This window comes from Gemmatimonas sp. (genome assembly GCF_044376735.1).
GTDB lineage: Bacteria > Gemmatimonadota > Gemmatimonadetes > Gemmatimonadales > Gemmatimonadaceae > Gemmatimonas.
This window is the reverse complement of record NZ_JBILKJ010000020.1, coordinates 12,975-37,191: the sequence shown is the minus strand read 5'-3', so window position 1 is coordinate 37,191 and position 24,217 is coordinate 12,975. Positions and strand designations below refer to the sequence as shown.

At 66.8% G+C, this 24,217-nt stretch carries 23 protein-coding genes; 16 read left to right on the top strand and 7 right to left on the bottom strand.

What is annotated here, in order from left to right; all coding sequences use genetic code 11:
* Positions 1-27: 27 nt before the first annotated feature.
* From ACIRA7_RS05260 to ACIRA7_RS05240, 5 genes are read right to left on the bottom strand one after another with little or no spacing between them, the layout of a single operon-like run.
* Positions 28-870, bottom strand: coding sequence for an MBL fold metallo-hydrolase (locus ACIRA7_RS05260; RefSeq protein WP_396219780.1), 843 nt, complete (start codon positions 868-870; stop codon positions 28-30).
* A gap of 5 nt (positions 871-875) precedes the next feature.
* Positions 876-2,144: a putative sugar nucleotidyl transferase gene (locus tag ACIRA7_RS05255; RefSeq protein ID WP_396219779.1), complete on the bottom strand. Its 1,269-nt coding sequence runs from the start codon at positions 2,142-2,144 to the stop codon at positions 876-878.
* Positions 2,141-3,172, bottom strand: coding sequence for a mannose-1-phosphate guanylyltransferase (locus tag ACIRA7_RS05250; RefSeq protein ID WP_396219778.1), 1,032 nt, complete (start codon positions 3,170-3,172; stop codon positions 2,141-2,143). The genes ACIRA7_RS05255 and ACIRA7_RS05250 overlap by 4 nt, the downstream gene beginning before the upstream one ends.
* Positions 3,169-3,609: a response regulator transcription factor gene (locus tag ACIRA7_RS05245; RefSeq protein WP_396219777.1), complete on the bottom strand. Its 441-nt coding sequence runs from the start codon at positions 3,607-3,609 to the stop codon at positions 3,169-3,171. Before ACIRA7_RS05245 ends, ACIRA7_RS05250 begins: the two co-directional genes overlap by 4 nt.
* Positions 3,610-3,627: 18 nt before the next feature.
* Complete coding sequence (locus ACIRA7_RS05240; RefSeq protein ID WP_396219776.1) at positions 3,628-3,981, bottom strand: roadblock/LC7 domain-containing protein; 354 nt, start codon at positions 3,979-3,981, stop codon at positions 3,628-3,630.
* Positions 3,982-4,119: 138 nt separating this feature from the next.
* Here ACIRA7_RS05240 and ACIRA7_RS05235 point away from each other — a divergent pair, with 138 nt between their 5' ends.
* From ACIRA7_RS05235 to gatB, 7 genes are read left to right on the top strand one after another with little or no spacing between them, the layout of a single operon-like run.
* On the top strand, positions 4,120-4,746 hold the full coding sequence (locus tag ACIRA7_RS05235) for a hypothetical protein (RefSeq protein WP_396219774.1): 627 nt from the start codon (positions 4,120-4,122) through the stop codon (positions 4,744-4,746).
* 7 nt (positions 4,747-4,753) lie between these two features.
* Entirely contained in the window at positions 4,754-6,031 is a 1,278-nt protein-coding gene (gene serS, locus ACIRA7_RS05230) for a serine--tRNA ligase (protein WP_396219773.1), read from the top strand.
* 12 nt (positions 6,032-6,043) lie between these two features.
* Complete coding sequence (locus ACIRA7_RS05225; RefSeq protein WP_396219770.1) at positions 6,044-7,195, top strand: sensor histidine kinase; 1,152 nt, start codon at positions 6,044-6,046, stop codon at positions 7,193-7,195.
* Between the two features lie 35 nt (positions 7,196-7,230).
* Positions 7,231-9,618 carry an ATP-dependent helicase gene (locus ACIRA7_RS05220; RefSeq protein WP_396219769.1) on the top strand — a complete coding sequence of 796 codons (2,388 nt, stop codon included), beginning with the start codon at positions 7,231-7,233 and terminating at the stop codon, positions 9,616-9,618.
* On the top strand, positions 9,619-9,951 hold the full coding sequence (locus tag ACIRA7_RS05215) for an aspartyl/glutamyl-tRNA amidotransferase subunit C (RefSeq protein WP_396219768.1): 333 nt from the start codon (positions 9,619-9,621) through the stop codon (positions 9,949-9,951).
* Complete coding sequence (gatA, locus tag ACIRA7_RS05210; protein ID WP_396219767.1) at positions 9,948-11,375, top strand: Asp-tRNA(Asn)/Glu-tRNA(Gln) amidotransferase subunit GatA; 1,428 nt, start codon at positions 9,948-9,950, stop codon at positions 11,373-11,375. Before ACIRA7_RS05215 ends, gatA begins: the two co-directional genes overlap by 4 nt.
* A complete protein-coding gene (gatB, locus tag ACIRA7_RS05205; RefSeq protein WP_396219766.1) occupies positions 11,372-12,835 on the top strand; it encodes an Asp-tRNA(Asn)/Glu-tRNA(Gln) amidotransferase subunit GatB in 1,464 nt (487 codons plus the stop codon). The genes gatA and gatB overlap by 4 nt, the downstream gene beginning before the upstream one ends.
* Here gatB and ACIRA7_RS05200 read toward each other — a convergent pair.
* Together ACIRA7_RS05200 and ACIRA7_RS05195 are read right to left on the bottom strand one after the other, a co-directional pair.
* The gene (locus ACIRA7_RS05200) at positions 12,804-13,640 is read right to left on the bottom strand and encodes a zinc dependent phospholipase C family protein (protein ID WP_396219765.1); all 837 of its coding nucleotides are present in this window, start codon (positions 13,638-13,640) and stop codon (positions 12,804-12,806) included. The genes gatB and ACIRA7_RS05200 overlap by 32 nt on opposite strands.
* Positions 13,641-13,749: 109 nt before the next feature.
* Entirely contained in the window at positions 13,750-14,307 is a 558-nt protein-coding gene (locus tag ACIRA7_RS05195) for a hypothetical protein (protein ID WP_396219764.1), read from the bottom strand.
* 165 nt (positions 14,308-14,472) lie between these two features.
* Here ACIRA7_RS05195 and murA point away from each other — a divergent pair, with 165 nt between their 5' ends.
* The 9 genes from murA to ACIRA7_RS05150 all read left to right on the top strand — a co-directional run bounded on the left by murA (position 14,473) and on the right by ACIRA7_RS05150 (position 24,196).
* Positions 14,473-15,768, top strand: coding sequence for a UDP-N-acetylglucosamine 1-carboxyvinyltransferase (gene murA, locus ACIRA7_RS05190; RefSeq protein ID WP_396219763.1), 1,296 nt, complete (start codon positions 14,473-14,475; stop codon positions 15,766-15,768).
* Between the two features lie 22 nt (positions 15,769-15,790).
* Positions 15,791-16,495 carry a polyphenol oxidase family protein gene (locus tag ACIRA7_RS05185; RefSeq protein WP_396219762.1) on the top strand — a complete coding sequence of 235 codons (705 nt, stop codon included), beginning with the start codon at positions 15,791-15,793 and terminating at the stop codon, positions 16,493-16,495.
* A 73-nt stretch (positions 16,496-16,568) separates the two neighbouring features.
* Positions 16,569-17,108, top strand: a complete 540-nt coding sequence (rimP, locus tag ACIRA7_RS05180; RefSeq protein ID WP_396219761.1) for a ribosome maturation factor RimP — start codon at positions 16,569-16,571, stop codon at positions 17,106-17,108.
* A 9-nt stretch (positions 17,109-17,117) separates the two neighbouring features.
* Positions 17,118-18,428: a transcription termination factor NusA gene (gene nusA, locus ACIRA7_RS05175; protein WP_396219760.1), complete on the top strand. Its 1,311-nt coding sequence runs from the start codon at positions 17,118-17,120 to the stop codon at positions 18,426-18,428.
* The gene (locus ACIRA7_RS05170; protein WP_396219759.1) at positions 18,425-18,805 is read left to right on the top strand and encodes a L7Ae/L30e/S12e/Gadd45 family ribosomal protein; all 381 of its coding nucleotides are present in this window, start codon (positions 18,425-18,427) and stop codon (positions 18,803-18,805) included. Before nusA ends, ACIRA7_RS05170 begins: the two co-directional genes overlap by 4 nt.
* Before the next feature lie 9 nt (positions 18,806-18,814).
* Complete coding sequence (gene infB, locus ACIRA7_RS05165) at positions 18,815-21,829, top strand: translation initiation factor IF-2 (RefSeq protein WP_396219758.1); 3,015 nt, start codon at positions 18,815-18,817, stop codon at positions 21,827-21,829.
* Positions 21,830-21,838: 9 nt separating this feature from the next.
* The gene (rbfA, locus tag ACIRA7_RS05160; protein ID WP_396219757.1) at positions 21,839-22,273 is read left to right on the top strand and encodes a 30S ribosome-binding factor RbfA; all 435 of its coding nucleotides are present in this window, start codon (positions 21,839-21,841) and stop codon (positions 22,271-22,273) included.
* A gap of 52 nt (positions 22,274-22,325) precedes the next feature.
* The gene (gene truB, locus ACIRA7_RS05155) at positions 22,326-23,231 is read left to right on the top strand and encodes a tRNA pseudouridine(55) synthase TruB (protein ID WP_396219756.1); all 906 of its coding nucleotides are present in this window, start codon (positions 22,326-22,328) and stop codon (positions 23,229-23,231) included.
* Complete coding sequence (locus ACIRA7_RS05150; protein WP_396219755.1) at positions 23,228-24,196, top strand: bifunctional riboflavin kinase/FAD synthetase; 969 nt, start codon at positions 23,228-23,230, stop codon at positions 24,194-24,196. Before truB ends, ACIRA7_RS05150 begins: the two co-directional genes overlap by 4 nt.
* Positions 24,197-24,217: the final 21 nt, after the last annotated feature.

The window sequence follows — 24,217 nt, the reverse complement described above, 5'->3', positions numbered from 1 at the left end:
TTTGCGTCCAGGGCCGCGATCGCCGGGCTAGAAGCCGAGCGACAACTGCGGCGCGCGCACCACGCGCGCCGTGTCACCCGACGACGTCATCGGCGGGAGCGGGAGCTGTTGCGACGCGGCCGCCACGGCATCTCGGGTCCACCCCGCTCGACGGAGCGCCTCCCGCGTTCGCTCAATCGCCAGGGCGGGCAGGTTGTTGGTCTCGCTGAGATGCGCGAGCAGCACACCGCGCAGCCCGCGATGCGCACACCTGCCCACGAATGCGGCGGCCGCACCGTTCGACAAGTGACCGAGTCCCCCGCTGATCCGCTGCTTCAGTATCCACGGATACGGGCCCTTCGCCAACATCTGTTCGTCGTGATTCGACTCCACGACCAACACATCGAGACGTTCGAACGCCGCGGGCAAGTGGTCAGGCACGCGTCCCACGTCCATCGCAATGCCGACGCGCGCGCCGCTGTGCGCATCCGTGATCACCAGCGCACGGCAGTCGCGCGCATCGTGCGGCACTGAGGTCGTCTCGATCAGAAACCCTTCGACGGTCGTGGCACTGCCGTCCACATAGGCCCGCGCGTCGAGCGGCCGTGAGGCGGCGTCGGACGCGGTACCCAGCGCGTCGAGGGTGCCGGCGGACCCGTACACCGGCCACCCCCAGCGCGCGCACGCCGCCGCCGCGCCACTGGCGTGATCGGTGTGCTCATGCGTCAGCAGCAACGCGGCCACTTCGTTGGCATGACGGCCGGCCGCCTGCAGACGACGCGCGAGCGACCGTGGGCCGAAGCCCGCGTCCACGAGGACCGCGCCGTTGGTGCCGTCGATCAGCATGGCGTTGCCGCGGCTCCCGCTGCCGAGCACCGTGACGCGAAGCATCGCGATCAGTCTCGCGGCCACCGCCGGTCGGCAGTACCCATCAGGTGAACGGCTGTCCACCACGCGCGCGCGTCATCGGTGAGTGCGACGTCGCGTCGCGCCATCATGCGCTCGGCCGTCTGTACGAACTTCGCCGCGTCGAAGGCCGCATACGGTTCCCGACCGCCCCAGGAAAACGGGGCAACCGCCTTCGGCGGCATCGTGTCAAACACATTGGCGCCGGCCCCGAGCACACAGCCGGTGGTCAACCGCAGTCCGATACCGGTCTTCACGTGATCGCCGAACAAGGTGCCGAGAAATTGCAGGCCTGTGTCGCGCACGCCATCGGGGGTCCAGAGGGCGACCGCGCCGTACGTGTTCTTCAGGTTGCTGGTGATCGTGCCGGCCCCCAAGTTGACCCACCGACCGAGCACGGAGTGCCCCACGAACCCGTCATGCCCCTTGTTCGCATGGCCGATGAAGATCGACGTCGACAGTTCGCCGTGTACACGACAGCGGTCACCGATCGACGACCCGGCGATACGGTCGGTGGTGATTACGCTGTCCCGGCCGACGTAGCACGGACCGATGATGCGCGTGAACGCCTGCACCTGTGACCCGCGTCGCAGCAGCACCGGCCCCGCACTCGTGTCGAACACCGACATCGGTTCAATCGTGGCGCCCGCTTCTGCATACACCGGGTGGCTGCCAAGCACGGTGGCCAATGCACTGGTGCCGCCGTGCAGCGTGGCCACCGTGAGTCGCGAGGCAAGCGCCGGAATGTCGCGTTGGAGCAGCGGCTGCAGGGTGCCGATCAGATCCCAGACGGCGTCCAGCCACACGCCGTCGAGCTCGAGTGCGTCGGCGGCATCACCGGTGCCGTCGGGGAGCGCCCGGTCGCCCGTCAGCGCGAAGGAACCATCCGCCAGCGCTGCGAGGGCGCGCTCGTCCCGCATCGCCACGTCCAGTCGGAGCGCGGCGATTCGGCCGCTGATCGTGACCACCAACGCCGTCGGCGCCGGGGCGGTCGTGCGACCATCGAGGAAAGGCAGCGCGCGCGTATTCACCAGCCAGGTGCCGGCGGGCAGCGCCTGACCGTTCAGGAACGGCGGTGCGTCGAACTCCGCGAAACCGTGGAGATGCGGTGCCGACACGAATCCACGGCTCTCCACCCCGAGCGCCATCTCCCATCGCTCGCGAATCAGCAGTGCGCCCGCCCGCATCTCGCCCAGCGGTCGGCTGGTGGCGAATGGCTCGAAGCGTCGGGCGACCGCGTCATCGAACAGCGCGATCACGACCCGCGCACCTCGGCGGGGAGCGCGTCGAGCAGCGTCTTGAGGTCGGCGGCCTTCTCGCGGGTCGTCACCATCACCAGCCCCTCACGCGCAACCACCACGAGGTCGTCTACGCCATAGAGCACCACCTGGGTGCCGTCGGCGTGCACCACGTTCCCCGTCGCCTGCAGGGCGAACGTGGGGCCGAGCATCGCGTTGTGCTGCGCGTCCAGCGCCCGGACGCGATGCAGCGCAGCCCAAGTCCCCACGTCATCCCATCCGAACTGCCCCGGGAGCACCAGGACACGGGCGCTCCGCTCGAGAACCCCCACGTCGATGGCCACGGATTCGACCCGTGAGAAATACGTCGCCAGATCATCGCCGGCCGCCGCGAGCGCCGGCTGCACCTCGGGCGTATGCACCCGAATCTCCTCGAGCAGATCACCCACGCACCACGCGAAAATGCCCGAGTTCCAGAGGAAGCCATCGGCGACCATCTGCGTCGCTCGCGCGCGGTCCGGCTTCTCCACAAAGCGCGCGACGCGCTGAACGCCCGCCCGTACCGGAGCTCCGGGCTGGATGTAGCCGAACCCTGGATCCGGGCGTGAGGGCACGATGCCGACCGTGACCAGTGCCCGCTCCTCGTACGCCACCCGGGCCGCCTCAGCCAGTGTGTCCCGGTAGGCGTCGACATCCCCGATCGCCCAGTCGGCATGTACGCAAATCATCACGGCGTCGGCGCCCGCCCGCTGCGCGATGACCCGCGCCGCCCACGCCAGCGCCGCGCACGTGCCCGCGGGTCGCGGTTCGGCGATCACATTCTCCGGGGGCAAGTCCGGCTCGAGCGCCAGCACCGCATCCCGGAGCGACGCGTTCGTCAGGACCAGTGTTTGCGACAGCGGGGCCAGCGGCCGCATCCGCTCGATCGTGTCCCGGAGCATCGGCGAGGCACTGACCAGCGGCAGCAACTGCTTCGGCCGCTCGGGCGTGGACAGCGGCCAGAAACGGGAGCCCACGCCACCGGCGAGGACCACGTTCCAGCGGTTCATGGGACCACCGGCGTAGGAGCGTGCGTCGGCAGCGCCGGCGCGGTCGGTGTGGTCTCCAGGTGCGCGCGGACCCGCTCCAGCAGACGCCGAGGGCTGAAAGGCTTCGTCATGATTTCGGAAACGCCAAGAGATTCGACTTCGCGCAATTGCGCATCCTGTCCTGCTGCCGTGAGGACGATGCACGGAACGGCCCGCCACCGATTGTCGGCGCGCAGGATGCGCAGGACTTCCGTCCCGGAGATCCCGGGTAGCATCAGGTCGAGCACCACCAGCGCGATCGCCGACGTCGACTCCAGTCGCGACAGGGCGTCGGTCCCGCGCTCCGCCAGCAGGACCACGTAGCCGGCTTGCTCCAGGCGCGTACGGATGATACGACCGATGTGCGGCTCATCGTCCACCACGAGCACGGTCACGCCGGTGGCCGGCTCAGCACGCATCGGGACGGGCGTGCGCGCTCAGACCAGCGAGGCGATCTGCGCCCGGAAGCGACGGAGATCGTACAGCAGCGCCGCCAGATTCGCCTCCGGGCGCAGGAGCACGAGGAGAAACGCGTCGGCGGACACCGCGGTCACGACGACGGTGCCGAGGGCGTACTCGAGCACCATGAGGCCGAAGTCGCCACGACCGCCAGCGGCGCCCATTTCGACGGCGGCGAGCGCCATCGGTGGCACGAAGGCCGCCAAGCCGTCGGGGTCGAACGCGGCATCGGTGGCGCCGTCGATCAGCAGACCGTCGCGCCCGAGAACGATAGCGGCGTCCACACCGTCGCGGTGGCGCAACGCACTGACGAGATCGCGAATGGTGGGCATGGCGGAACGCTGGTTGCGAAGCGGGGTGAAGTCAAGCGAGGATGCGCACGCGGTGGCGGCCGCAATGCGGCACCAAGCGCTTGCCCGGACACGAGTTGAGCGGTAACCTCCACATTCGCACCGCTATCGCTTCCGACCATGGGAGTCACCCTGCTCGCTCGTTTCCTCGGCGCGCCTCGAGTCGCTCGGCGCGCCATGTCGTTTCCGGCCCTGATCGTCGCGGCCGTCGCCCTCGTCGCCTGCGGCGACTCGAACACCCTGCTCAACGCAGCGTCGTCCGAGAACACCGCGCGCAATTACAGCGTGTACGCGCTCACCGGCACCGCATCGGCGCTCCCAGCCGCGTACAAGTTCACGTCCGAGCTCTTGGCCCGTCCCCAATTGCTGTCGAATGGCAGCGTCAACTTCGACGTGGCCTTCGATCTGACGGCCGACAATAAGGTCAAGCTACTGCCGGTCCGCGAGGTCGTGCCGCTTCCCCCCGCCGGTGTCGCGAGCGTCGGCATGCTCAAGTCGTCGACCGCCTACAGCGCCCTCGAGCGCGCGCCCGAGCGCGGCTACACGGTCGATTCCACGCTCGTCGTCGGCATCGGCGAAACGGTCGTTCTGCAGCTGCCCGGTTCCGGCTGCATTTACGGCGAGCCGTATTATGCGAAGCTCGTCGTCGATAGCATCATCGCCGCGCAGCGGCGCATCGTGGTCGGCTCACTGGTGAACCGCAATTGCGGTTTCCGTGGGCTGACGGTTGGTATCCCGAAGAACTGATTTGCGCATGCATGATATTCGGTTGTTGCGCGACCAGCTCGAGCACCTGCGCGATGGCATGCGTCGTCGCGGGAAGCTCGCTGAACTCGCGCCCATGCTCGACCGCGCCGAGTCTCTCGAGCGGGAGCGCCGCGCCGCGATCACCGAGCTCGAGGCCCAGCAGGCGCGTCGGAACAAGGTGACCGCGGAGGTTGGGCAGCGTCGCAAAGCAGGTCTCGACGCCACCGAACTCATGGCGGAGGGGCGGGCGATCGGCGAGCAGATCGCGACGCTCGAACAGCGTCGGGCCGAAACCGAGGCGGCCGTGTCGGTCATGCTCTACGAGCTCCCGAACATCACGCTGCCCGACGTCCCGGAGGGTGATGAGACCGCCAATACCGTCGTGCGTAGCTGGGGCACCCCGCGCACACCCGACGCGTCCATCGTGCCGCATTGGGAGAAGGGCGAGGCGTTCGGGATGATCGACCTCGCGCGTGGCGCGAAAATCAGCGGATCCGGCTTTATCGTGTATCGTGGCCGGGGCGCGCGTCTCGTGCGCGCCCTGATGAACATGATGCTCGATATCCACACCGAGGAACACGGCTACGAGGAGACCTGGGTCCCCCTCGTCGTCAATCGCGCCTCCATGACCGGCACCGGCAACTTCCCCAAGTTCGAGGAAGACGCCTACGCCGTCACTGAAGACGAGTTGTTCCTCATTCCGACCGCTGAAGTCCCGGTCACGAATCTCTACCGTGACGAGATTCTCGATGCGAGCGAGTTGCCGAAGCGCTTCTGTGCCTTCAGCGCGTGCTTCCGTCGTGAGGCTGGGGCGGCCGGCAAGGACACGCGCGGCCTGCTGCGCGTGCACGAATTCGACAAGGTCGAATTGGTTCGCTACGCCCATCCCGACTCGTCGCTGGACGAGCTGGAACTACTCACGGGTCAGGCGGAGACCATCCTGAAGCGGCTTGAACTGCCGTATCGCGTCGTGCTGCTCGCTGCGGGCGATACCGGCTTCTCGAGCGCCAAGACCTACGACCTCGAAGTCTTCGCGCCCGGTGTTGGGAAGTGGCTGGAAGTCTCGAGCTGCAGTCTCTTTACGGACTTCCAGGCGCGACGCGCCAACATTCGCTTTCGTCCGGCCCCCGGTGAGAAGCCGAAGCTGGTGCATACGCTCAACGGGTCGGCGCTCGCCTTCTCGCGGATCATCGCGAGCCTGCTCGAGCATCACCAGCAGCCCGATGGCTCCGTCCGCATTCCCGAGGCGCTGCAGCCGTACCTCGGGCGCGCCGAACTGCGCTAGGCGCGGTTTCCGATGCGTCGTCGCCGATGGCCCGTCGTTGTCATGGCGCTCGGCGTGCTCGGTCTGCTCACGTGGTACGTCGTGTATACCCAGAGCGTCGTGCGACAGCTTCGCGTCGCCGCGGCGGGACAAGGGCAGATGTACTCCCGGATCTTCCGGGCGCTGCAGGACACCAGCGCCACCCAGGATCCCACGGTGACCCTGCTGGAGCTCTCTCAGCAGATTCGTGAATCGGGGCTGCCCCTCGTCCTCACCGATCCCGACGGGCATGTGTCGGCCGTCGCGAACTTGCCGTTCGACGAACCGCTCGACGGCGTACGCACGAAGGCGTACGTGCATGAACTCGACCGCCGGAACGCGCCAATCCTGCAACCCGGCGTGGGCGGCGTGCACTACGGCGACAGCCCGATCGTGCGCGGCCTGCAGATCATTCCGGTGCTGCAGGCGATCGGCATCGGCTTGCTCGTCGCCTTCGGCATTTATGCGCTCGTCGAACGAGGGCGTGCTGATCGCGAGAAGCTGTGGGCCGGAATGGCACGCGAGGCGGCACATCAGCTCGGCACACCGCTGTCGGCCATGGCGGGATGGCTCGAACTCCTGCGCGACATGGTCACGACGGCCAGCGCGACCCGCGCCGTCGACGCGATGGAGCAGGATCTGCAGCGCTTGGAGCGGGTGTCACACCGGTTCGAGCGGATCGGCCGTCCGCCGCGCGACGAACAGGTCGATTGCGCGGCACTCGTCGATCGCCTGGCGGCGTACTTCGCCGCCCGCGCGCCCACCCTCGCGCGCACCGTCCGCATTCGCAGTGAGCACCCCGACGGCCCGTTGATGACCCGTGGTGACAAAGTGCTGTTGGAGTGGGTCATGGAGGTGCTGATCAAGAACGCCATCGATGCCCTCGCCGGCCGGGACGGGGAGGTCGTCGTGTCGGCGGTGCCGCTGCCGGAGGGTGGTGTGCGCATTCGCGTACAGGACGATGGCCCCGGCGTTCCCCGCAAGCTGCGCCAGCGCATCTTCGACGCCGGCTTCACCACCAAGGATCGCGGCTGGGGCATCGGGCTGTCACTCGCGCGGCGGATCGTGCAGGAGAATCACGAGGGGAAGCTGCTCCTCGCCGACACCGACCGCGGCGCAGCGTTCGACGTTATCTTGAACGGATGAACACGACGGCGTGGTCCGGTTCTCTGTTTGACGCGGTGCCTGTCGCACCCGCGCTCGATCTCGAAGCGCTCACACGTGGGCTCAATCCGGGGCAGCGCGAGGCCGTCTTCCACGACGACGGTCCGGCGCTCGTGCTCGCCGGTGCGGGCTCCGGCAAAACTAGAGTCCTCACCACCCGCATCGCCCGCCTGATAGGTGATCGCGGCGTGGCGCCCCACGAGATCTTGTCGGTCACCTTCACGAACAAGGCGGCCGGCGAGATGCGGGCGCGTATCGCCAAGTTCCTTGGCCACGAACCGAAGGGCATGTGGTGCGGAACATTCCACGCCCTCGGCGCCCGCATGCTCCGCGGGGTCGCGCCGATCGTGGGACGCGAGCAGAACTTCACGATCTACGATGAAGACGATACCATCGGCGCCGTCAAGCGCGTGATGGAGCGACGCAAGCTCAGCCCCACCCAGTTCGCGCCGAAGGCGATCCTGAGCGCGATCTCCAGTGCCAAGAATGCGCTCGTCTCGCCAAGCGAATACGCGCGCACCGCACGCGACACCTTCACCACCGCCGTCGCTGGCGTGTACACCGATCTCGAACACGCGCTGCAACAAGCCAACGCCGTCACGTTCGATGATCTGCTCGTGCTGCCCGTCCGCGCGCTCGAGCAGGACGAGGCGTTGCGGGCGCACTATCAGCGTCGCTTCAAGTATGTGCTCGTCGACGAGTATCAGGACACGAATGCCGCGCAGTTCCGCTTCGTTCAGCTCATGGGCGGCGGCTACCGCAACGTGATGGTCGTCGGCGACGACGACCAGTCCATCTACGGATGGCGTGGCGCGGACATTCGGAACATCCTCGACTTCGAGCGCGCCTTCCCGGGGGCGCGTATCGTGCGTCTCGAGGAGAACTACCGCTCCACGCCGAACATCCTCGCGCTCGCCAACGCCGTGATCGCGGAGAATACCGAACGGCGCGGGAAGACGCTGCGTGCCACACGGCCGGCCGGCGAGACGGTCACGCTCACGGAGACGCTCGACGAGCGTGACGAAGCCGACTTCATCGCCGACACGATCGCCGCACGCATGTCTCGCTCCGATCTCTCGAGGCGCGATTGCGCGGTGCTGTATCGCACCAACGCGCAGAGCCGCGCGATCGAAGACGCGTTCCGTCGTCGCAATATCCCCTATCGCCTCGTCGGCGCCGTTCGCTTTTATGATCGTCGCGAGATCCGCGACATTATGGCGTACCTCAAGCTGGTCGCGAATCCTGCCGACGATGAGGCTTTTCGTCGGGCCGTCAATGTGCCCAAGCGTGGCCTCGGTGACGCCACGATCACGCTACTCGTCGAGCGCGCGCAGCGGGAAGGCGTATCCCTGCTCACCATCGCGTCCCGCAGCGATGTGGTGGCCGAGTTGCGGCCCGCCGCGCGGACGGCGCTTGCCGACTTCGTGTCGCTCGTGCAGCGGCTGCGCGCCGCCGCGGTGGATTCGGCCGTCGACGAGTTGCTGCGCGATCTCGCCGCGTCGATCAAGTACGCCGATCACCTGCGCGCCGAAGGGCCCGAAGGGCAGGAGCGTATCGAGAACGTGCGCGAACTGATTGCCGGCGCCGCGGAAGTCGTGGCCGACGAAGGCGGTGAGGTGGGACTCACGCCGCTCGATCACTTCCTGCAGTCGTCCACGCTCGTGGCCGGTATCGACAAACTCGATCCCAACGCGGACGCCGTCACCTGCATGACCATGCACAACGCGAAGGGGTTGGAGTTCCCCCTCGTGTTCGTCTCCGGGCTCGAGGACGGACTCTTCCCACTCGCGCGGGCGGCCGAGGATCCGGGGCAGCTGGAGGAGGAGCGCCGGCTGTTCTACGTCGGCATCACGCGCGCCGAAACGAAGCTGTATCTCACCTGTGCCGAACAGCGACGCCGGAATGGCGAGATGATGTTCTCCATGCCGTCGCGCTTTCTCAAGCAGGTCACGATCTCGCTGGCGGAGCGACAGAAGACCGCCCGAGCCAAGGCCGAAGGCCGAGGGGGGTTCGCTTCCGTCGGCGGTGGCCAGTCTGGGCGCGACGCGGACGATTCGTGGGGACGCAGCAGCTACAGCGCCAACGGCGGTGGCGCCAAGCGCGCGGGCGGAGCGTATGGCAGCGCATCGTACGGCGCCGGTGGCACCTCGTTCGGCAAGTCGGCCGGCGCGTTCTCCTCGCCGGCGCGCCGTGATCGCCCCACCGAGCCCGAGGATGAATCGCAGGATGCGCCGATGTTCGCCGTCGGCGAGAAGGTGAGGCACGCGAAGTTCGGATCGGGCACCATCGCTGAACTCACCGGCAGTGGGCGCGACCTCAAGGTGCGGATCGATTTCGAAGACGAGGAGATCGGCCGGAAGACGTTGGTGCTGGCGCAGGCCAAACTCGAACGCGGGTGGGAGTAGGTGTCAGTTACGAATGAAGACGTCCTCCACGTGGCGCAGCTCGCGCGCCTCGCCATCGACGAGGCGCGTCTGCCCGGTGTGGTGGCTGAACTGAACGGCATCCTGCAGCACATCGATGCGCTGCAGCAGGCCACGATCCCCACCGACCTCGGCGAGCAGACCGTGGCCGGCATGCCCTTGCGGGCCGACGACGCGCCGCCGGTTGTACTTCAGCGTGCCCGGGAGGCGTTTGCACCAGCGACTCGCGACGGATTCTTTCTGGTGCCGCGACTGGCCACGCATGGTGAGGCGGGCGCATCGGCCGGCGCCATCGATGCCGAAGGCGACGCATGAGCGTGGAATCGTTGCAAGCGCATTCGGTCGAAGCGGCCTGGACACAATACGACGGGGTCGATGCCGGCCCCACCGGGCTGAACGCGTTCCTTTCGGTCGATCGGGAAGGATCGCTCGCGGCCTCGGTGTCGATCGCCGCCGAACCACACACGCGTAATGGCCACGCGGCAGAACTCGCCGGCGTGCCGGTCGCCGTCAAGGACAATCTCGCGACCCTCGTGCTGCCGACCACCTGTGGTTCCCGCCTGCTCGAGGGCTACGTGAGCCCGTACGAGGCGACCGCGGTGCGCAAGCTGCGTGACGCCGGGGCCATCGTGATTGGCAAGACGAACATGGATGAATTCGCCATGGGGTCGTCCACCGAGAACAGTGCATTCGGCCCAACGAAGAATCCCGTCGACCGCTCCCGGGTTCCCGGCGGGTCCTCCGGCGGGTCGGCGGCGGCGGTGGCGGCGGGTGTGGTCCGCCTCGCGCTCGGTTCCGAAACCGGCGGCTCCGTCCGGCAGCCCGCGGCGTTCTGTGGAATCGTCGGCGTGAAGCCCACGTACGGGCGCGTCAGTCGATTCGGCTTGGTCGCCTATGCCTCGTCGCTCGATCACGTCGGCGTGTTTGCGCAGAACGTCGTCGACGCCGCGCTTGGCCTCGAGATCATCGCCGGCCACGACCCGTACGATGCCACCTGTTCCTCGCGGCCCGTGCCTGCTTTGCGGCAGGCGGCGGTCATGGCCGACAGCAAGCTGCCGCTCGCTGGACTCGTGGTCGGTCGGCCGGTCGAGTACTTCACCGACGCCCTCGATCCCCGTATTCGCGCCCACTGCGACGCCTCCCTCGAGCGCCTGAGGGCGCTCGGTGCTGACGTGCGCGACGTGTCGCTCCCGCATACGTCGCTCGCGATTCCAGTGTACTACGTGCTCGCGGCGGCCGAGGCATCCAGCAACCTCGCGCGATACGACGGTGTCCGATACGGGCGACGGGGAAACGCCGACGGCCTGCGCGAAATGTATGAACGGACGCGTTCGGGCGGCTTTGGTGCCGAAGTGACCCGCCGAATTCTGCTGGGCACCTACGTGCTGAGCGCGGGCTACTACGATGCGTACTATCGTCGCGCCCAGACCGTCCGTGCGCTCATTACACGCGATTTCGAGCGCGTCTTCGCCGAGGGGGTGCAGGTGTTGTTCACGCCCACGGCACCGACGCCCGCGTTCCGAATCGGTGCGGTGTCCGATCCGTACGACATGTATCTCAGCGACATCTACACGGTGACAGCCAACCTTGCCGGTATTCCGGCCATGTCGCAGCCCATTGGGCGCGTTGACGGCCTGCCCGTCGGCGGCCAGTTCATGGCGGCGCGCTTCGATGAAGCCACGATGTTCAAGGCGGCCGCGGCGCTCGAGGATGCGTTGGCCCGGGAGGCCGACGCATGAGCAGCGAACGACAGGCCACCGGCACGGCCGTCGACTGGGAGCTGGTCATCGGGCTCGAGGTCCACTGCCAGCTGAAAACACGCAGCAAGATCTTCTGCGGCTGCCCAACGTCGTTCGGCGACACGCCAAATCGTAACACCTGTCCGGTGTGCCTCGGCTTACCCGGAGCGCTTCCGGTGTTGAACGCGCACGCCGTCGAACTCGCCACGCGGGCATCACTCGCGCTTGGCTGTACCGTCCACAACACGTCGGTCTTCGCGCGCAAGAACTACTTCTATCCCGACTTGCCGAAGGGCTATCAGATCTCGCAGTTCGACCAACCCATCGCGACGGGCGGAACGATCGTCGTGGAGGACACGGCCACGCCGCCGCGCGCGATTCGCGTGCATCGGGTGCACATGGAGGAGGATGCCGGCAAGTCGGTGCACGATCGCTTCCGCGATGCCACGGCGATCGACCTGAATCGCGCCGGTACGCCACTCATCGAGATCGTGTCCGAGCCGGAGATTCACTCCGCCGCCGACGCCGTCAGTTATCTCCGTCGCCTCAAGCAGATCCTCGAGTATACCGAGGTCTCCGATGCCAACATGGAGGAAGGCTCGCTGCGCGTGGATGTGAACATCTCGATCCGCCCGCGCGGTCAGCAGACGCTCGGCACCAAGACGGAAGTCAAGAATCTCAATTCATTCTCGTCCGCCGAGCGCGCCATCGACGTCGAGTTCGCACGCCAGCGCGCCATCCTCGAGAGCGGTGGGCGGGTCGAGCAGCAAACCTTGCTGTACGACGAGAAGCGCAATCAGGTGCGCTCCGCGCGCAGCAAGGAAGGCAGTCACGATTACCGGTACTTCCCCGAACCGGATCTACCGCCTCTCGTGCTCACCGACGAGTTCGTGCAGCGCCAGCATGGCGCGCTCCCCGAGTTGCCCGCCGCCAAGCGCGATCGGTTTGCGTCGCAGTACGGTCTGGGCGCCGCTGACATCGATCAGCTCATTGTGAACCGCACGCTGGCCGACCGGTTCGAGGCCGTCGCCTCGTCGTCGGGCGATGCACGGCGCGCTGCCAACTGGATGCTCGGCCCCGTCCTCGCCGCGGTGAACGCGTCGGGCGGGCTGCTGCTCGATCATGCCGTCGATCCTGTCCGTCTCGGTGCGCTCATCACGCTCGAGGCGAAGGGGGACGTCTCCAACACGGCGGCCCGTCAGATCTTCGCGGTAATGGAGCGCGAACCGGCTGGGCCGCTGGAAATCGCTACGCGCGATGGGTTGCTACTGGTATCGGACGACTCGGCACTCGTAGCTTGGATCGACGAAGTCTTCGCGGAATCACCGACCGAGGCGGCACGCTTTATCGCCGGTGAGCGCAAGCTGCAGGGCGTGCTGGTCGGTCAGGTCATGAAGAAGTCGAAAGGGGCCGCCGACCCCAGAAAGGTCAATCAGCTGCTGGCCGCTCGCGCGGAGTGAACAGCGGTGTTGGCAGCGACGCCGCGTGCCGAAGGGCCGTTTCCGGCATGCCGAACAAGCGATCGGCTTCCAGCGCCGCGCGGACATCGCCTCCCTCTCGCCTCGCCTGACGACGGACCTTTTTCGCGTCGCGCAGTGGACCGTCACCCGACGGATCGAAGCGAAACGCATCGCTCTGGTCCCAGCGATTGAACACGTCGACGAGATAGTCGAAGGAACGCGCCATGTAGCGCCCGACCTCGGCATCGCTCAAGTCCCAGCGGCTCTTCTCCGAGACGAGCTGAAAGATGCGCTGCCACGATTCGCTGTCGGTCACATACACCATACCGCGGAAGATGCGACGGTTGGTCTGGGTGCCGAAGAGCGTTGGGCTCAGGATTCGATCCAGATGGTGATCCGCCGTCGAGTGATCGACCGACAACAGCTCGCGAGCTCGACGCGGCCACGGATCGCCCAGATGCGTATCGATTCGGCTTTCCCAGTAGCTGTGGCCGAGCGCGGTCGTGCTTGACGTCACGGCCAGCTGACGCGGTACGAAGAAGTTGTGGGCGACAACGTCCGCTGCCAGATGTGCGAGATAGCCGAGGCCGAAGGCGCGCAACGAGGGCGGTTCCGCCTCGTCGTGGATCTCGAGCCCTACCCGCCACGAATGACAGTGGCGGCCGACTTCGGCGTACTTCTTGGCGATGCTGGTGTCCGCCGCAATGGACCCGTACAGAAAGTCGGTGGGATAGGCGGCCAACAGCTCCCCGATCGCCGACGGCACGAGCGAGAGGTTCCGAAGGAGCGCGTCACCCAGGAACACGTGGGTCCCCGGAGTCCAAGCCCAGGCGTCCGTTGGGAACAGAATCAGCGCGACTACGACCGCAAGCCCCCCGGTTATCCAGACCCGGCGGCCGAACGGCTCGGCGCATTTAGTCGTCGTCGGCATCCACAGGGGTAGGAGTACGACGCGGCCGGGGGCGGCTCAGCGCCGCCGTCATCGCCCCCGCGCCCACCCGCACGCCGCGGATCGCCGATGCGGCCGCGAGTGCGGTGTCTTCCAACTCGTCCTGCAGCACATCCAGCACCGCGTTGACATCGTCCACGCGCCGCGCGGTCCGGTCGGCAGCGTCGAGCAGTTGCTCGCTCAGCGCTTCGGCCGCATCGTTGACTCGCTCCACATCGCTCCGGAGCATCGACACGATGCCCCTCGCATCGCCCACCATCGCCGTCGCGCTCGCCAGCAGCGGCGTCGTCTCCGTGGCAAGGCGATCGATGGTTGCGTTGAACTTCCGCAGACCGGCGCGCATCGACAGGAGCAACAGAATCGTCGCGATCAGTACCCCGACGCCGAGGATGAGCACGACGATCTGGAGCACGCCGCTCGTCCACTCGAGCACGCCGCGCTCGGCGATCGTGCGCGTGATGATGGTGTCGGGGAGCATAGCGGCCTGCAGCAGCCGCGCCGGCAGCGCACTGGCAAAGAGCATACACGTGATCTAAGGGCTGCCGGCGGGGTCGGGAAGGGGGGAATCGCTGACGGACGGACTCCGCATTCGGTCCCGCAGGCCGGGGACGTGCGTGACGATCTATCCGATGCTATCCTTCCGATCGCCCGACCACTCCCTTCCATCGCCGCGTTCAACCCCACGTGCATGTCCGCCGTTCAGTTTATTGTCGAAGGGGGTCAGCGTCTTCACGGCTCGATCCGTCCCGCTGGGAACAAGAATGCCGCCCTGCCCATCGTGGCGGCCACGCTCCTGACCGATCAGCCGGTACAGCTGCACAACGTGCCTCGCATTCGGGATATCGAGACGCTCGTCGAACTCGTGCGCACCACTGGTGCGGATTGCGAGTGGAACGGCCCGAATGCGCTGCGCGTACACGCGAAGTCGGTGCAAGCCGCCGATCTCGATCCGCAAATGTGCGCGCGAATCCGCGCCTCCATCCTCCTGGCCGCTCCGCTGCTCGCACGCTGCGGCACCGTCACGCTGTCGCCGCCCGGCGGCGACGTCATCGGCCGCCGCCGGCTCGATACCCATTTCCACGTGCTACAGGCGCTTGGGGCCGAGTACGAATTGGGCGAGCGGTTCCGCTTTACCGCCAAGGCGCTCGTTGGCGCGGACGTCTTTCTCGATGAGCCCAGCGTCACGGCGACCGAGAACGCGCTGATGGCGGCCGTCGCGGCCAAGGGACGCACGATCCTCCGCAACGCGGCGAGCGAACCCCATGTGCAGGATCTCGCCCGCTTCCTCGTCGCACTCGGCGCACGCATCGACGGCATTGGTTCGAACGTGTACACGATTGAAGGCGGCCTGCCGCTGGGGAGTGCAACGCACGAGATCGGCCCTGACCACATCGAAGTGGGATCGTTCATCGGACTCGCGGCGGTAACCCGCTCGGCACTCCGGATTGAACGGGCCGGCGTCGAGCACCTACGCAGCACACTCATGGGGTTCGAACGCCTCGGCATCTCCTGCCTGATCGACGGCGATGATCTCATCGTACCCGCCGAGCAGTCGCGCGTGATCCAAAGCGACCTCGGCGGACATGTGCCGAAGCTTGAGGATCAGCCGTGGCCCGCGTTCCCGGCCGATGTCATGTCCATTGCGATTGTCACCGCGACCCAGTGTGAAGGCATGATCCTCATGCACGAAAAGATGTTCGAGTCGCGCCTCTACTTCACCGATAAGCTCGTCAGTATGGGCGCCCGTATCGTGCTCTGCGATCCGCACCGCGCCATTGTGTCCGGTCCCACCAAACTCCGGGGCAGCACGGTGGAGTCACCTGACATCCGCGCCGGCATGGCCATGTTGCTGGCGGCCCTCTGTGCCGACGGCACGAGCGTCATCAACAATGCTCAGCAGATCGAGCGTGGCTACGAGCGGATCGAGGAGCGACTCGGCGCGCTCGGCGCCCGCATCCGTCGCGTCGAACTCAGCGCCCGCTGATTCGGCGGGATCGATGAGCCTGATGCCGCTCGGATCCGCGTTGCCGGTTCCAGGGATGCCCGATGGCGTCTGGGCGTGGACCACGACCCGCGCCGACGGGTCGTTCGGGATGGGATCGCCGGAATCGGTCGGTGATGTCATGGACCGATGGGCGCGCCTGCAGGACGGACTTGCCGCCCTCCACATCGACCGGCTGGCGACCGCCCACCAGGTACATGGGGCGATCGTGGAACAGCACGGCGGTGGTTGGCGGGGATGGCTGCGCCTGCGGGGAGTGGATGGGCACGTCACCAGCACGCCGGGAACAGCGCTGGCCGTGACAATCGCGGATTGTACGCCGGTGTTCGTGGCGCACCCCGGTGGGGCGGTCGCCGCACTGCACGCGGGCTGGCGGGGAACGGCCGCCCGCATTCTGGACGTCGGACTCGATGCGCTCGGCGCGATGGGCTTTCCCGCCGATGAGTGTGTCGTGCACCTCGGTGCATCGATTTGCGGCGGGTGCTACGAAGTTGGCCCTGAAGTCCTGCGAGCGGTCCGTGGAATTCCGGCAACAGGAAAAGGTCAGCTCGATGTTCGTGAGGTGCTCCTCGATCAGGCTCGGCGGCGCGGCATCGACCAGATTTCCGTCAGTCCTGCCTGTACGCGCTGTCACAGCGACCGCTTCTTTAGCCATCGGGGCGGAGATCTGGGACGGCAGTTGGGCGTCATTGCGCTCCAGTCATCTTGACCTTGTAAGGGGCGGGGCGTAGGTTGCGAGTCTAGGTAGTAACTCCTTCGTGACTTTCGCCCGCCAAGCGCGGGTGGGTGAAGTGTGGGGATGGTCCCCACACTTTTTTGTTCTTCGGTGGTTGGTTTTTTCTGGAGACGTGCAGGTGGGCGAGATCGTCGAACCCATTGTCGCACAAGAGCTTGACACGCTTGGTTTCGATCTGGTGGAGTTGCGGCGCGCGGGCTCTCGCTCTCGTCCCGTGCTCGAGATCCGTATCGACCGGCGTGACGGCACGAAGGTGACGATCGAAGACTGTGCCAAGGCGTCCCGCGCGGTTGAAGCGCGATTGGAGGCTCAGGCGTTGGTCGGAGAGCAGTATGTGTTGGAGGTTTCTTCGCCGGGCGCAGACCGGCCGTTGAAAACCGCGGCCGATTGGCGCCGGTTCGTCGGACGTCGGGCCACGGTCACGAGCGGCGCGCTGGCGGGGGGTAAACAGGAAGTCGAGATCCTTGCGCTCGATGGCGAGGAAGGCGCTGAAATCGCGCTGGTGCGTGATCCGAAGGGTCGGGAGTTCCAACTTCCGCTTGTCGAGGTCGCCCAAGCGCGATTGGCGTTTCACTGGAAACGATAGGGGAGACGGATGGCCGGATCAGCGGAAATTCTCGCAGCGTTCCGTGAACTGTCGAATCTGAAGCAGATCACACGCGAGGAGCTGCACGGGCTTCTCCAGGACGGCATTCATGCCGCTCTGGCCAAGAAGCACGGGGCCAACGTGCAGGCCGAAGTCGAGATCAACGAGGAGAAGGGCGCCATCCGCATCGTGCTACTCAAGACGGTGGTGGACGAGGTAACCGATCCTGCTCGTGAGGTTCCGATCGAAGAGGCGCGGTTCATGGATCCCGAGTTTCAGCTCGGGGACGTCATGGAAATCGAGGTCGACTTCAATGAGTTCGGCCGGACCGCGGTGCAGGCCGCGAAGCAGCGGATCGTTCAGCGTGTCCGCGAAGGCGAGCGCACGCGCATCCGCGATGAGTTCGCCGGCCGCGTCGGTGACCTCCTCTCTGGGGAAGTCCAGCAAATTGAGCGTGGCAAGCTGGTGGTCATGCTCAACAAGTTCCGCGAAGCGGAAGCAATCATTCCGTATCGCGAGCAAAACCATCGCGAGCACTACCATCAGGGCGAGCCGGTCCGGGCTGTCCTCAAGCGGGTCGAAGACACGCCCAAGGGACCGCGTCTGATTCTCAGCCGCTCCGATGCGCTATTCGTGCAGGCGTTGTTCAAGCTCGAGGTGCCCGAGATTCAGCAAGGCATCGTTGAGATCAAGGCTGGCGCCCGGGAAGTCGGAAGCCGTACCAAGATCGCGGTCACGTCCCGTGATGACGCCGTCGATCCGGTGGGCGCCTGCGTCGGTCTCAAGGGTTCGCGCGTGCAGGCGGTCGTGAACGAACTCGGTGGCGAGCGTATCGACATCGTCCCCTGGTCGCCTGATCCGGAACGGTTCGCCAAGCTGGCGCTTGCGCCGGCCCGCGTGGCGCGCGTCTTCAGTGACGCGATGTCGCGCACCATTCAGGCCGTCGTGGACGAGGACCAGCTTTCGCTGGCGATCGGCCGGAACGGACAGAACGTGCGGCTCGCCTCCGAGCTCACCGGTTGGAAGATCGATCTGTATTCGAGCCGGGAGTGGATGGAGAAGGGCGGTGAAGCGCCGCTCTTCGCCCCGCTGCCAGAGGAAGAAGAAGCCGATGTGCCGCTCAACGAGATCGAAGGGCTCGAGATCGGCACCGTCGCTGTCTTGGCGGAAGCCGGTCTTCGTACCCTCAACGATATCCTCGATCTCGACCGGGACGACCTGCTGCGTTTGCCCGGGATCGCTCCCGCCGAGGCCGATCGGATCATGGCCATCATCGATGAGCTGACCATGGAAGACGAAGCGGGGAGTTCTAGCGAGTGAGTGAGGAGCCCCGCGTGCTCCCGCTGCTCGATGACGCCGTACGCCGCAAGGTGCTCGGACTGCTTGGGCTCGGCGCGCGCGGTCGGCTGATTGTGGTCGGCGCGGAGCGCGTCGCCATCGACGCGGGAAAAGGCAAAGTGGTGCTGGCGGTGGTTGCGAGTGATGTCTCGCGCCACTCGCTGGAGAAGGTCGTGCCGGTCCTTCGGGCCCGTCGCATCGAAACGTTGGAGTGGCCGAGTGCGGCCGAGCTGGGCGGTGCTGTCGGGCGGGATACGACAGCGGCGATCGGGATTGTAGATCAAGCGCTGGCGCGCGGTATCCGTGGCGCCGTGGCCGGGGCAACCCCGGCAGGCGACGCGACGCGCGTTTCGCGTTAGGAGGACGGGTTGAGCAAGCTTCGTGTGCATGACATGGCGGGTGAGTTCGGTATCTCGGCTGACGAGGTGATCGCGCTCCTGCGCCAGATGGACGTCCCGGTTCGCAGCCACTTGTCGCTGCTTACCGATGATCAGGTTTCTCGTATTCGCGCCCGATGGGAGCGTGAGAAACGTGTGCGCGCTGAAAAGGCGCAGCCCGCCCCGTCAGCCGCACCGCGGCGTCGCCGCACGGGGGCTGCTGCGGCACCCGATCTGCCCGCCCCGGTGGTCGAGGCCGACGCGCCCGCCCCGTCGGTGCGTCGCCGTCGCGCCGCGGAGGTCGACGCCCGCGCCGACGATGCGCACGCCGATGATGCGGCGAACACCGAATCCCTGATCGTGAGCGCCCATCCCGAGGCCCCGAAGCCGACGGAAGCCACGGGCGAGGTCAGCATCCCGGCTGCCGTCGCGCCCATCGAGGCTGCGACCCCGCAGCCTCCCGACGTCCGTGCGGACATCGAACCGGTGTCCGTCGAGCGTGCCGCTGAACTCTCGGCCGCTGCCGCCGTCGAGCCCGTACCCGCTCGGCCGGAACCGCCGGCCGTCGAGGTGCCCGCCGCGCCGAAACCCAAGCCCGTCGCTGTCGAACGGCAGGAAGCGGCACCCATCGAGCGCACCGCGCCGGTGTCGCCGAAGCCTGAGCCCGACGCGATGCGTCCCGCGGCGCCCACCGCCCCGGGTGGTGCCGTGTCGGCAGTGGTCGCTCCCGCCGCCGTGTCGCCCGTGGCGCCGCCCGTACCGGCGGTTCCGTCGGCCCCGCTGCCGGCCGATCGCCCGCGTCCGCGTCCCGTCGTGCCTGGCGCTCCGCGCCCCGGTCGAACTGGGGGGGCGCCGAATTTTGGTGGCGCGCGTCCGATTGCGTCCGCGGCGCCCGGTGGTGGACTCGGGCAGGGGCAGCGTCGTGACGATCGGCGCCCGGGCGGCCCGCAGGGCGGGCAGAGTGGTGCGCCTGGTGGCGGCCAAGGTGCTCCGCCTTCGCAGGGTGCCCAAGGAACGGGTATGGCCGCGAGCGCCTCCAGCCAGCAACGTCGCGGCAAGAAGGGCAAGCGGGGAGCCGTCGATCAGGAAGCGGTGTCGGCCAATATCACGAAGACGATGACCGCCATGCGCGGCGCGCCTACGCGTGGCCGTGGTGGACGTCGCTTCGGGTCCGACATGCGGGCGGAGATGGAGGAGCAGCGCGTTGCCGCCGCCGAGCGCGAGCGCAAGACGGTACGCGTGAACGAGTTCATTACGGTATCCGAACTCGCGCAGATCCTCGGCGTGTCCGCCACCCAGATCGTGGGCTTCGCGTTCAAGACGCTCGGCCTCATGGTCACAATCAATCAGCGGCTCGATTTCGACCAGATCGAGCTCATCGCCGGCGAGTTCGGTTTCCAAGCCGTCAAGGAAAGCGATTACGCCGCCGACCTGCAGGAAGAGCAGATCGAGGACGCGCCGGAAGATCTCCGTCCGCGCCCGCCCGTCGTCACGATCATGGGTCACGTCGACCATGGGAAAACGTCGCTGCTCGACTACATCCGGAAGGCCAACGTGGTCGCGGGCGAAGCCGGCGGCATCACGCAGCACATTGGCGCGTATCACGTCGAGGTCGCCGGCAAGCGCCTCATCACGTTCCTCGACACCCCGGGTCACGAGGCGTTTACCGCCATGCGTGCCCGTGGTGCGCAGGTCACCGACATCGTCGTCATCGTCATCGCCGCTGATGACCAGGTCATGCCCCAAACCGTCGAAGCGATCTCGCATGCGAAGAGCGCCGGCGTCCCGATCATCATTGCCATCAACAAGGTCGACCTTCCCACGGCGCAAATCGCCAAGGTGAAGCAGGACCTGCTTCAGCACGAAGTCGTCCTCGAAGAATTCGGCGGCACGGTGCTGCATTCCGAGATCTCGGCCAAGAAGGGAACGGGCGTCGACGAACTCCTCGATCAGATCCTGCTGCAGGCGGACATTCTCGAGCTCAAGGCCAATCCGTCGCGCCGTGCGGTCGGGTCGGTGGTCGAAGCCCAGCTCGACCAGGGTAAGGGACCGGTCGCGACCGTGCTCGTGCAGAATGGTACGCTCAAGGTCGGTGATGACTACATCTGTGGCATCTACTCCGGCCGTGTGCGCGCCATGCTCGACGAGCGGGGCAAGCCCGTCAAGTCAGCTGGCCCCGCGATTCCGGTGCAGATTCTGGGACTCAGCGGTGTGCCGATGGCCGGCGATCAGCTGCTCGTCGTCGAGGACGCCTCCGAAGCGCGCGATATCGCGCAGCGACGTGAACGGCTCGATCGTGAAGCGAAGAGCCGTCGCAGCACGCGTGGGTTGGTGTCGCTCGAAGACTTCATGTCGCAGACCAGCGCCGGCCAGAAGCGTTCGTTGCGCTTGGTCATCAAGGCCGACCAGGGCGGCCCGGCCGAGGCATTGGCCGATGCGCTCGGGCAGCTCTCCAACCCCGAAGTGCAGGTGGAAATCCTGCACCGCGGTGTCGGTGCGATCGCCGAGACGGACATCCTGCTCGCGAAGGCGTCGGGAGCCATCATTATCGGCTTCCACGTCCGCCCGGACAACAACGCCCGCGCGGCAGCCGAGCGCGAAGGCGTGGACATCAAGCTCTATCGCATCATCTACGAGGCGGTGGCCGACGTGAAGGCTGCCCTCGAAGGCATGTTGCGGCCGGAGTCGCGCGAAGTGGTCTTCGGCGAAGCCGAGGTACGCGAAACGTTCAAGGTCGCGCGTATTGGCACCATCGCCGGTTGCATCGTGCGCTCGGGCAACATGAACCGGAAGGGACGTATGCGCGTCATCCGGGACGGCGTCGAGATCTACGACGGCGGCATCGCGTCACTGCGTCGGTTCAAGGACGACGTGAACGAGGTGAAGGAAGGCTACGAGTGCGGTATCGGCATCGAGAACTTCAACGACGTCAAGATCGGCGACGTCTTCGAATGCTACCGCACGGAAGAAGTGGCTCGTACGCTCGACCAGGCGTCAAAGTCCTGAGGAGGCAGTATGGGCGAACCGCGGCGACCTGACCGTGTAGCCGAATCGATTCGCGAACAAGTGGCGACCTTCCTCGCAGAAGGCGCCAAGGATCCGCGCATTCGTGGCTTCGTCACCGTTACGGCGGTGGAGATGACACGCGACCTTCGGCACGCCAACGTGTTCGTGAGCGTGATGGGAGACGAGGCAGCGATTAAGGCCACCTTTCAAGGGCTGGCCAGCGTCGCGTCGCACCTACGTTCCATGCTCGGCAAGACCCTGCGCTTGCGCAATGCGCCGGAGATTCATTTCAAGGCCGACGAAAGCGTTGCGCACGCGTCGCGCATCGAGCAGCTCCTGGCGCAGATCCGTACCGATCGTGATGCCACGGCTGATGCCGCGGCCAACGAATTGGCGGCCGAGGATCTATCTGGCCCGTCGGGGCCCGCGTCCTCCGCCGAGTGACTACGACCCGCTCAGCGTGATGGCGCGCTGACGCGGGCGTGGGCGACACGTCATGATCTCGTCAGGATTGCTGTACGTCGACAAGCCGGCGGGGATCACCTCGCACGATGTCGTCAGCGTCGTCCGACGCGCGGCCCGCTCCAAGCGGGTCGGGCACGCTGGCACGCTCGATCCCTTTGCGACCGGCCTCCTCGTGCTGGCCGTGAATTCGGCCACGCGTCTCCTGCCGTACGTCATGGGTGAACCCAAGGTGTACGACGCGGTGATTCGCTTCGGGCACGAAACGGATACCGACGATGCGACGGGTGAGGTCACCCGGAAAGCGATTTCGCCTGACGCTGAGCTCCTCGCCAATCCCGGTGACGCGCCGCTGCGCGAGGCCATCACCGCACTGACCGGTCGGCTCGCGCAGGTGCCTCCCGCCTTTTCTGCCAAGCATATCAACGGGGAGCGGGCGTATGCACTGGCGCGCCGGGGGGAACGTGTCGAGCTTGCTCCCGTCGACGTGCACGTCACGAGTTGGGAATGGCTGGCGAGTACCGCTGGCTCCCTCACCGTGCGGGTGACCTGTGGTGGCGGTACCTACATTCGGGCTCTCGCGCGAGACTTGGGGCGCGCGCTCGGCAGTGCGGCGCACTGTGAAAGCCTGCGACGCGTGGCCAGCGGCGCGGCACGGGTCGACGACGCGGAGCCGCTCGATCGGCTGGAGCCCGGCAGCATCGTCGATGGCCGCGTGCTGTTGCGCTCACCATTGTCGGCCCTTGGCGCCGTCGCGCACGAATCGCTCGACGAGGCCGGACTGGCCGCGCTCCGGGTGGGCCGTCGGATGGCCGCGACAGTGCCGGGCGCTCGGGGCGCACTCCTTTGGCAGGGGACGGTCGTTGCCATCGCCGAGCGCGCGGCCGGCGACTGGTGGCAGCCTCGCGTCGTGATGCTGGGCGACGAGGCTACGGCATGACATCGGTGTGGGCCGATGCCGTCGGTTTACCGATCGGCGAGTCCGGTGCGGTCGTCACCGTTGGCACGTTCGATGGCGTGCATCGAGGCCACCATGATGTCCTGGCCCGCCTCGCCGCCCTCGCTGTCGAGACCGATCGGCCCAGCGTGGTGGTTACGTTCGAGCCCCATCCGCTGGAGGTCGTCCGTCCGTCGGTCGCCCCGCCACTCCTTACGTTGCACGACGAGAAGCTCGAGATGTTCGCCCAGTGCGGCGTGTCCTACGTGGCGGTGCTCCCGTTCACGCCCACGCTCGCTTCGTATGAGGCGCATGAGTTCGTGGACGCGGTCTTGTGCGAGCGCTTCCGGGTCGCCGAGCTGCTCGTCGGGCATGACCACGGATTCGGGCGCGGACGTCTTGGCGACATCGACGTGCTGCAGTCGCTCGGTGCCTCGCGCGGGTTCGGCGTGACGGTACTCCCCCCCGTGCACGCGGCGGACGGACAGGCCATTTCGTCCACGGCGATCCGCACCGCGATCCTTCAGGGCGATCTGCACACCGCGGCCGCTGGACTGGGGCGCCCGTACAGTCTCGCTGGCACCGTGATCCGGGGGGACCAACGCGGGCGGTTGATCGGCTATCCGACCCTGAACATGCCGTCTCCTCCCGCCCGGAAACTGCTCCCGCCCGACGGCGTGTACGCGGTCCGGGTGCAGACGCCCCAGGGACCCTTCGGCGGCATGCTCAACCTCGGGCCACGACCCACCTTCGGGGACGCGTCCCGCCGGATAGAGACCCATGTCTTTGATGCGACGTACGACTGGTACGGCGCCCCGATCCGCCTCGACCTGATCGCACGGATTCGGGACACCCAGTCCTTCGATGGCGTCGATGCCTTGCGCGCGCAGCTGGCCCGTGATGAGGCGGTGGCGCGAGAGACTCTGAAGGAACTGGCTACCGCCACGACGTCCGCACCCCTAAGTTAAGAGGCTAGGCGTATTTTACGC

Coding starts and splice junctions, on each gene's coding strand:
- ACIRA7_RS05260 (WP_396219780.1), bottom strand. CDS start 870: ATGCTTCGCGTCACGGTGCTCGGCAGCGGGAGCCGCGGCAACGCCATG.
- ACIRA7_RS05250 (WP_396219778.1), bottom strand. CDS start 3,172: ATGAACCGCTGGAACGTGGTCCTCGCCGGTGGCGTGGGCTCCCGTTTC.
- ACIRA7_RS05245 (WP_396219777.1), bottom strand. CDS start 3,609: ATGCGTGCTGAGCCGGCCACCGGCGTGACCGTGCTCGTGGTGGACGAT.
- ACIRA7_RS05240 (WP_396219776.1), bottom strand. CDS start 3,981: ATGCCCACCATTCGCGATCTCGTCAGTGCGTTGCGCCACCGCGACGGT.
- ACIRA7_RS05235 (WP_396219774.1), top strand. CDS start 4,120: ATGGGAGTCACCCTGCTCGCTCGTTTCCTCGGCGCGCCTCGAGTCGCT.
- serS (WP_396219773.1), top strand. CDS start 4,754: ATGCATGATATTCGGTTGTTGCGCGACCAGCTCGAGCACCTGCGCGAT.
- ACIRA7_RS05225 (WP_396219770.1), top strand. CDS start 6,044: ATGCGTCGTCGCCGATGGCCCGTCGTTGTCATGGCGCTCGGCGTGCTC.
- gatA (WP_396219767.1), top strand. CDS start 9,948: ATGAGCGTGGAATCGTTGCAAGCGCATTCGGTCGAAGCGGCCTGGACA.
- gatB (WP_396219766.1), top strand. CDS start 11,372: ATGAGCAGCGAACGACAGGCCACCGGCACGGCCGTCGACTGGGAGCTG.
- ACIRA7_RS05195 (WP_396219764.1), bottom strand. CDS start 14,307: ATGCTCTTTGCCAGTGCGCTGCCGGCGCGGCTGCTGCAGGCCGCTATG.
- murA (WP_396219763.1), top strand. CDS start 14,473: ATGTCCGCCGTTCAGTTTATTGTCGAAGGGGGTCAGCGTCTTCACGGC.
- ACIRA7_RS05185 (WP_396219762.1), top strand. CDS start 15,791: ATGCCGCTCGGATCCGCGTTGCCGGTTCCAGGGATGCCCGATGGCGTC.
- nusA (WP_396219760.1), top strand. CDS start 17,118: ATGGCCGGATCAGCGGAAATTCTCGCAGCGTTCCGTGAACTGTCGAAT.
- rbfA (WP_396219757.1), top strand. CDS start 21,839: ATGGGCGAACCGCGGCGACCTGACCGTGTAGCCGAATCGATTCGCGAA.
- truB (WP_396219756.1), top strand. CDS start 22,326: ATGATCTCGTCAGGATTGCTGTACGTCGACAAGCCGGCGGGGATCACC.
- ACIRA7_RS05150 (WP_396219755.1), top strand. CDS start 23,228: ATGACATCGGTGTGGGCCGATGCCGTCGGTTTACCGATCGGCGAGTCC.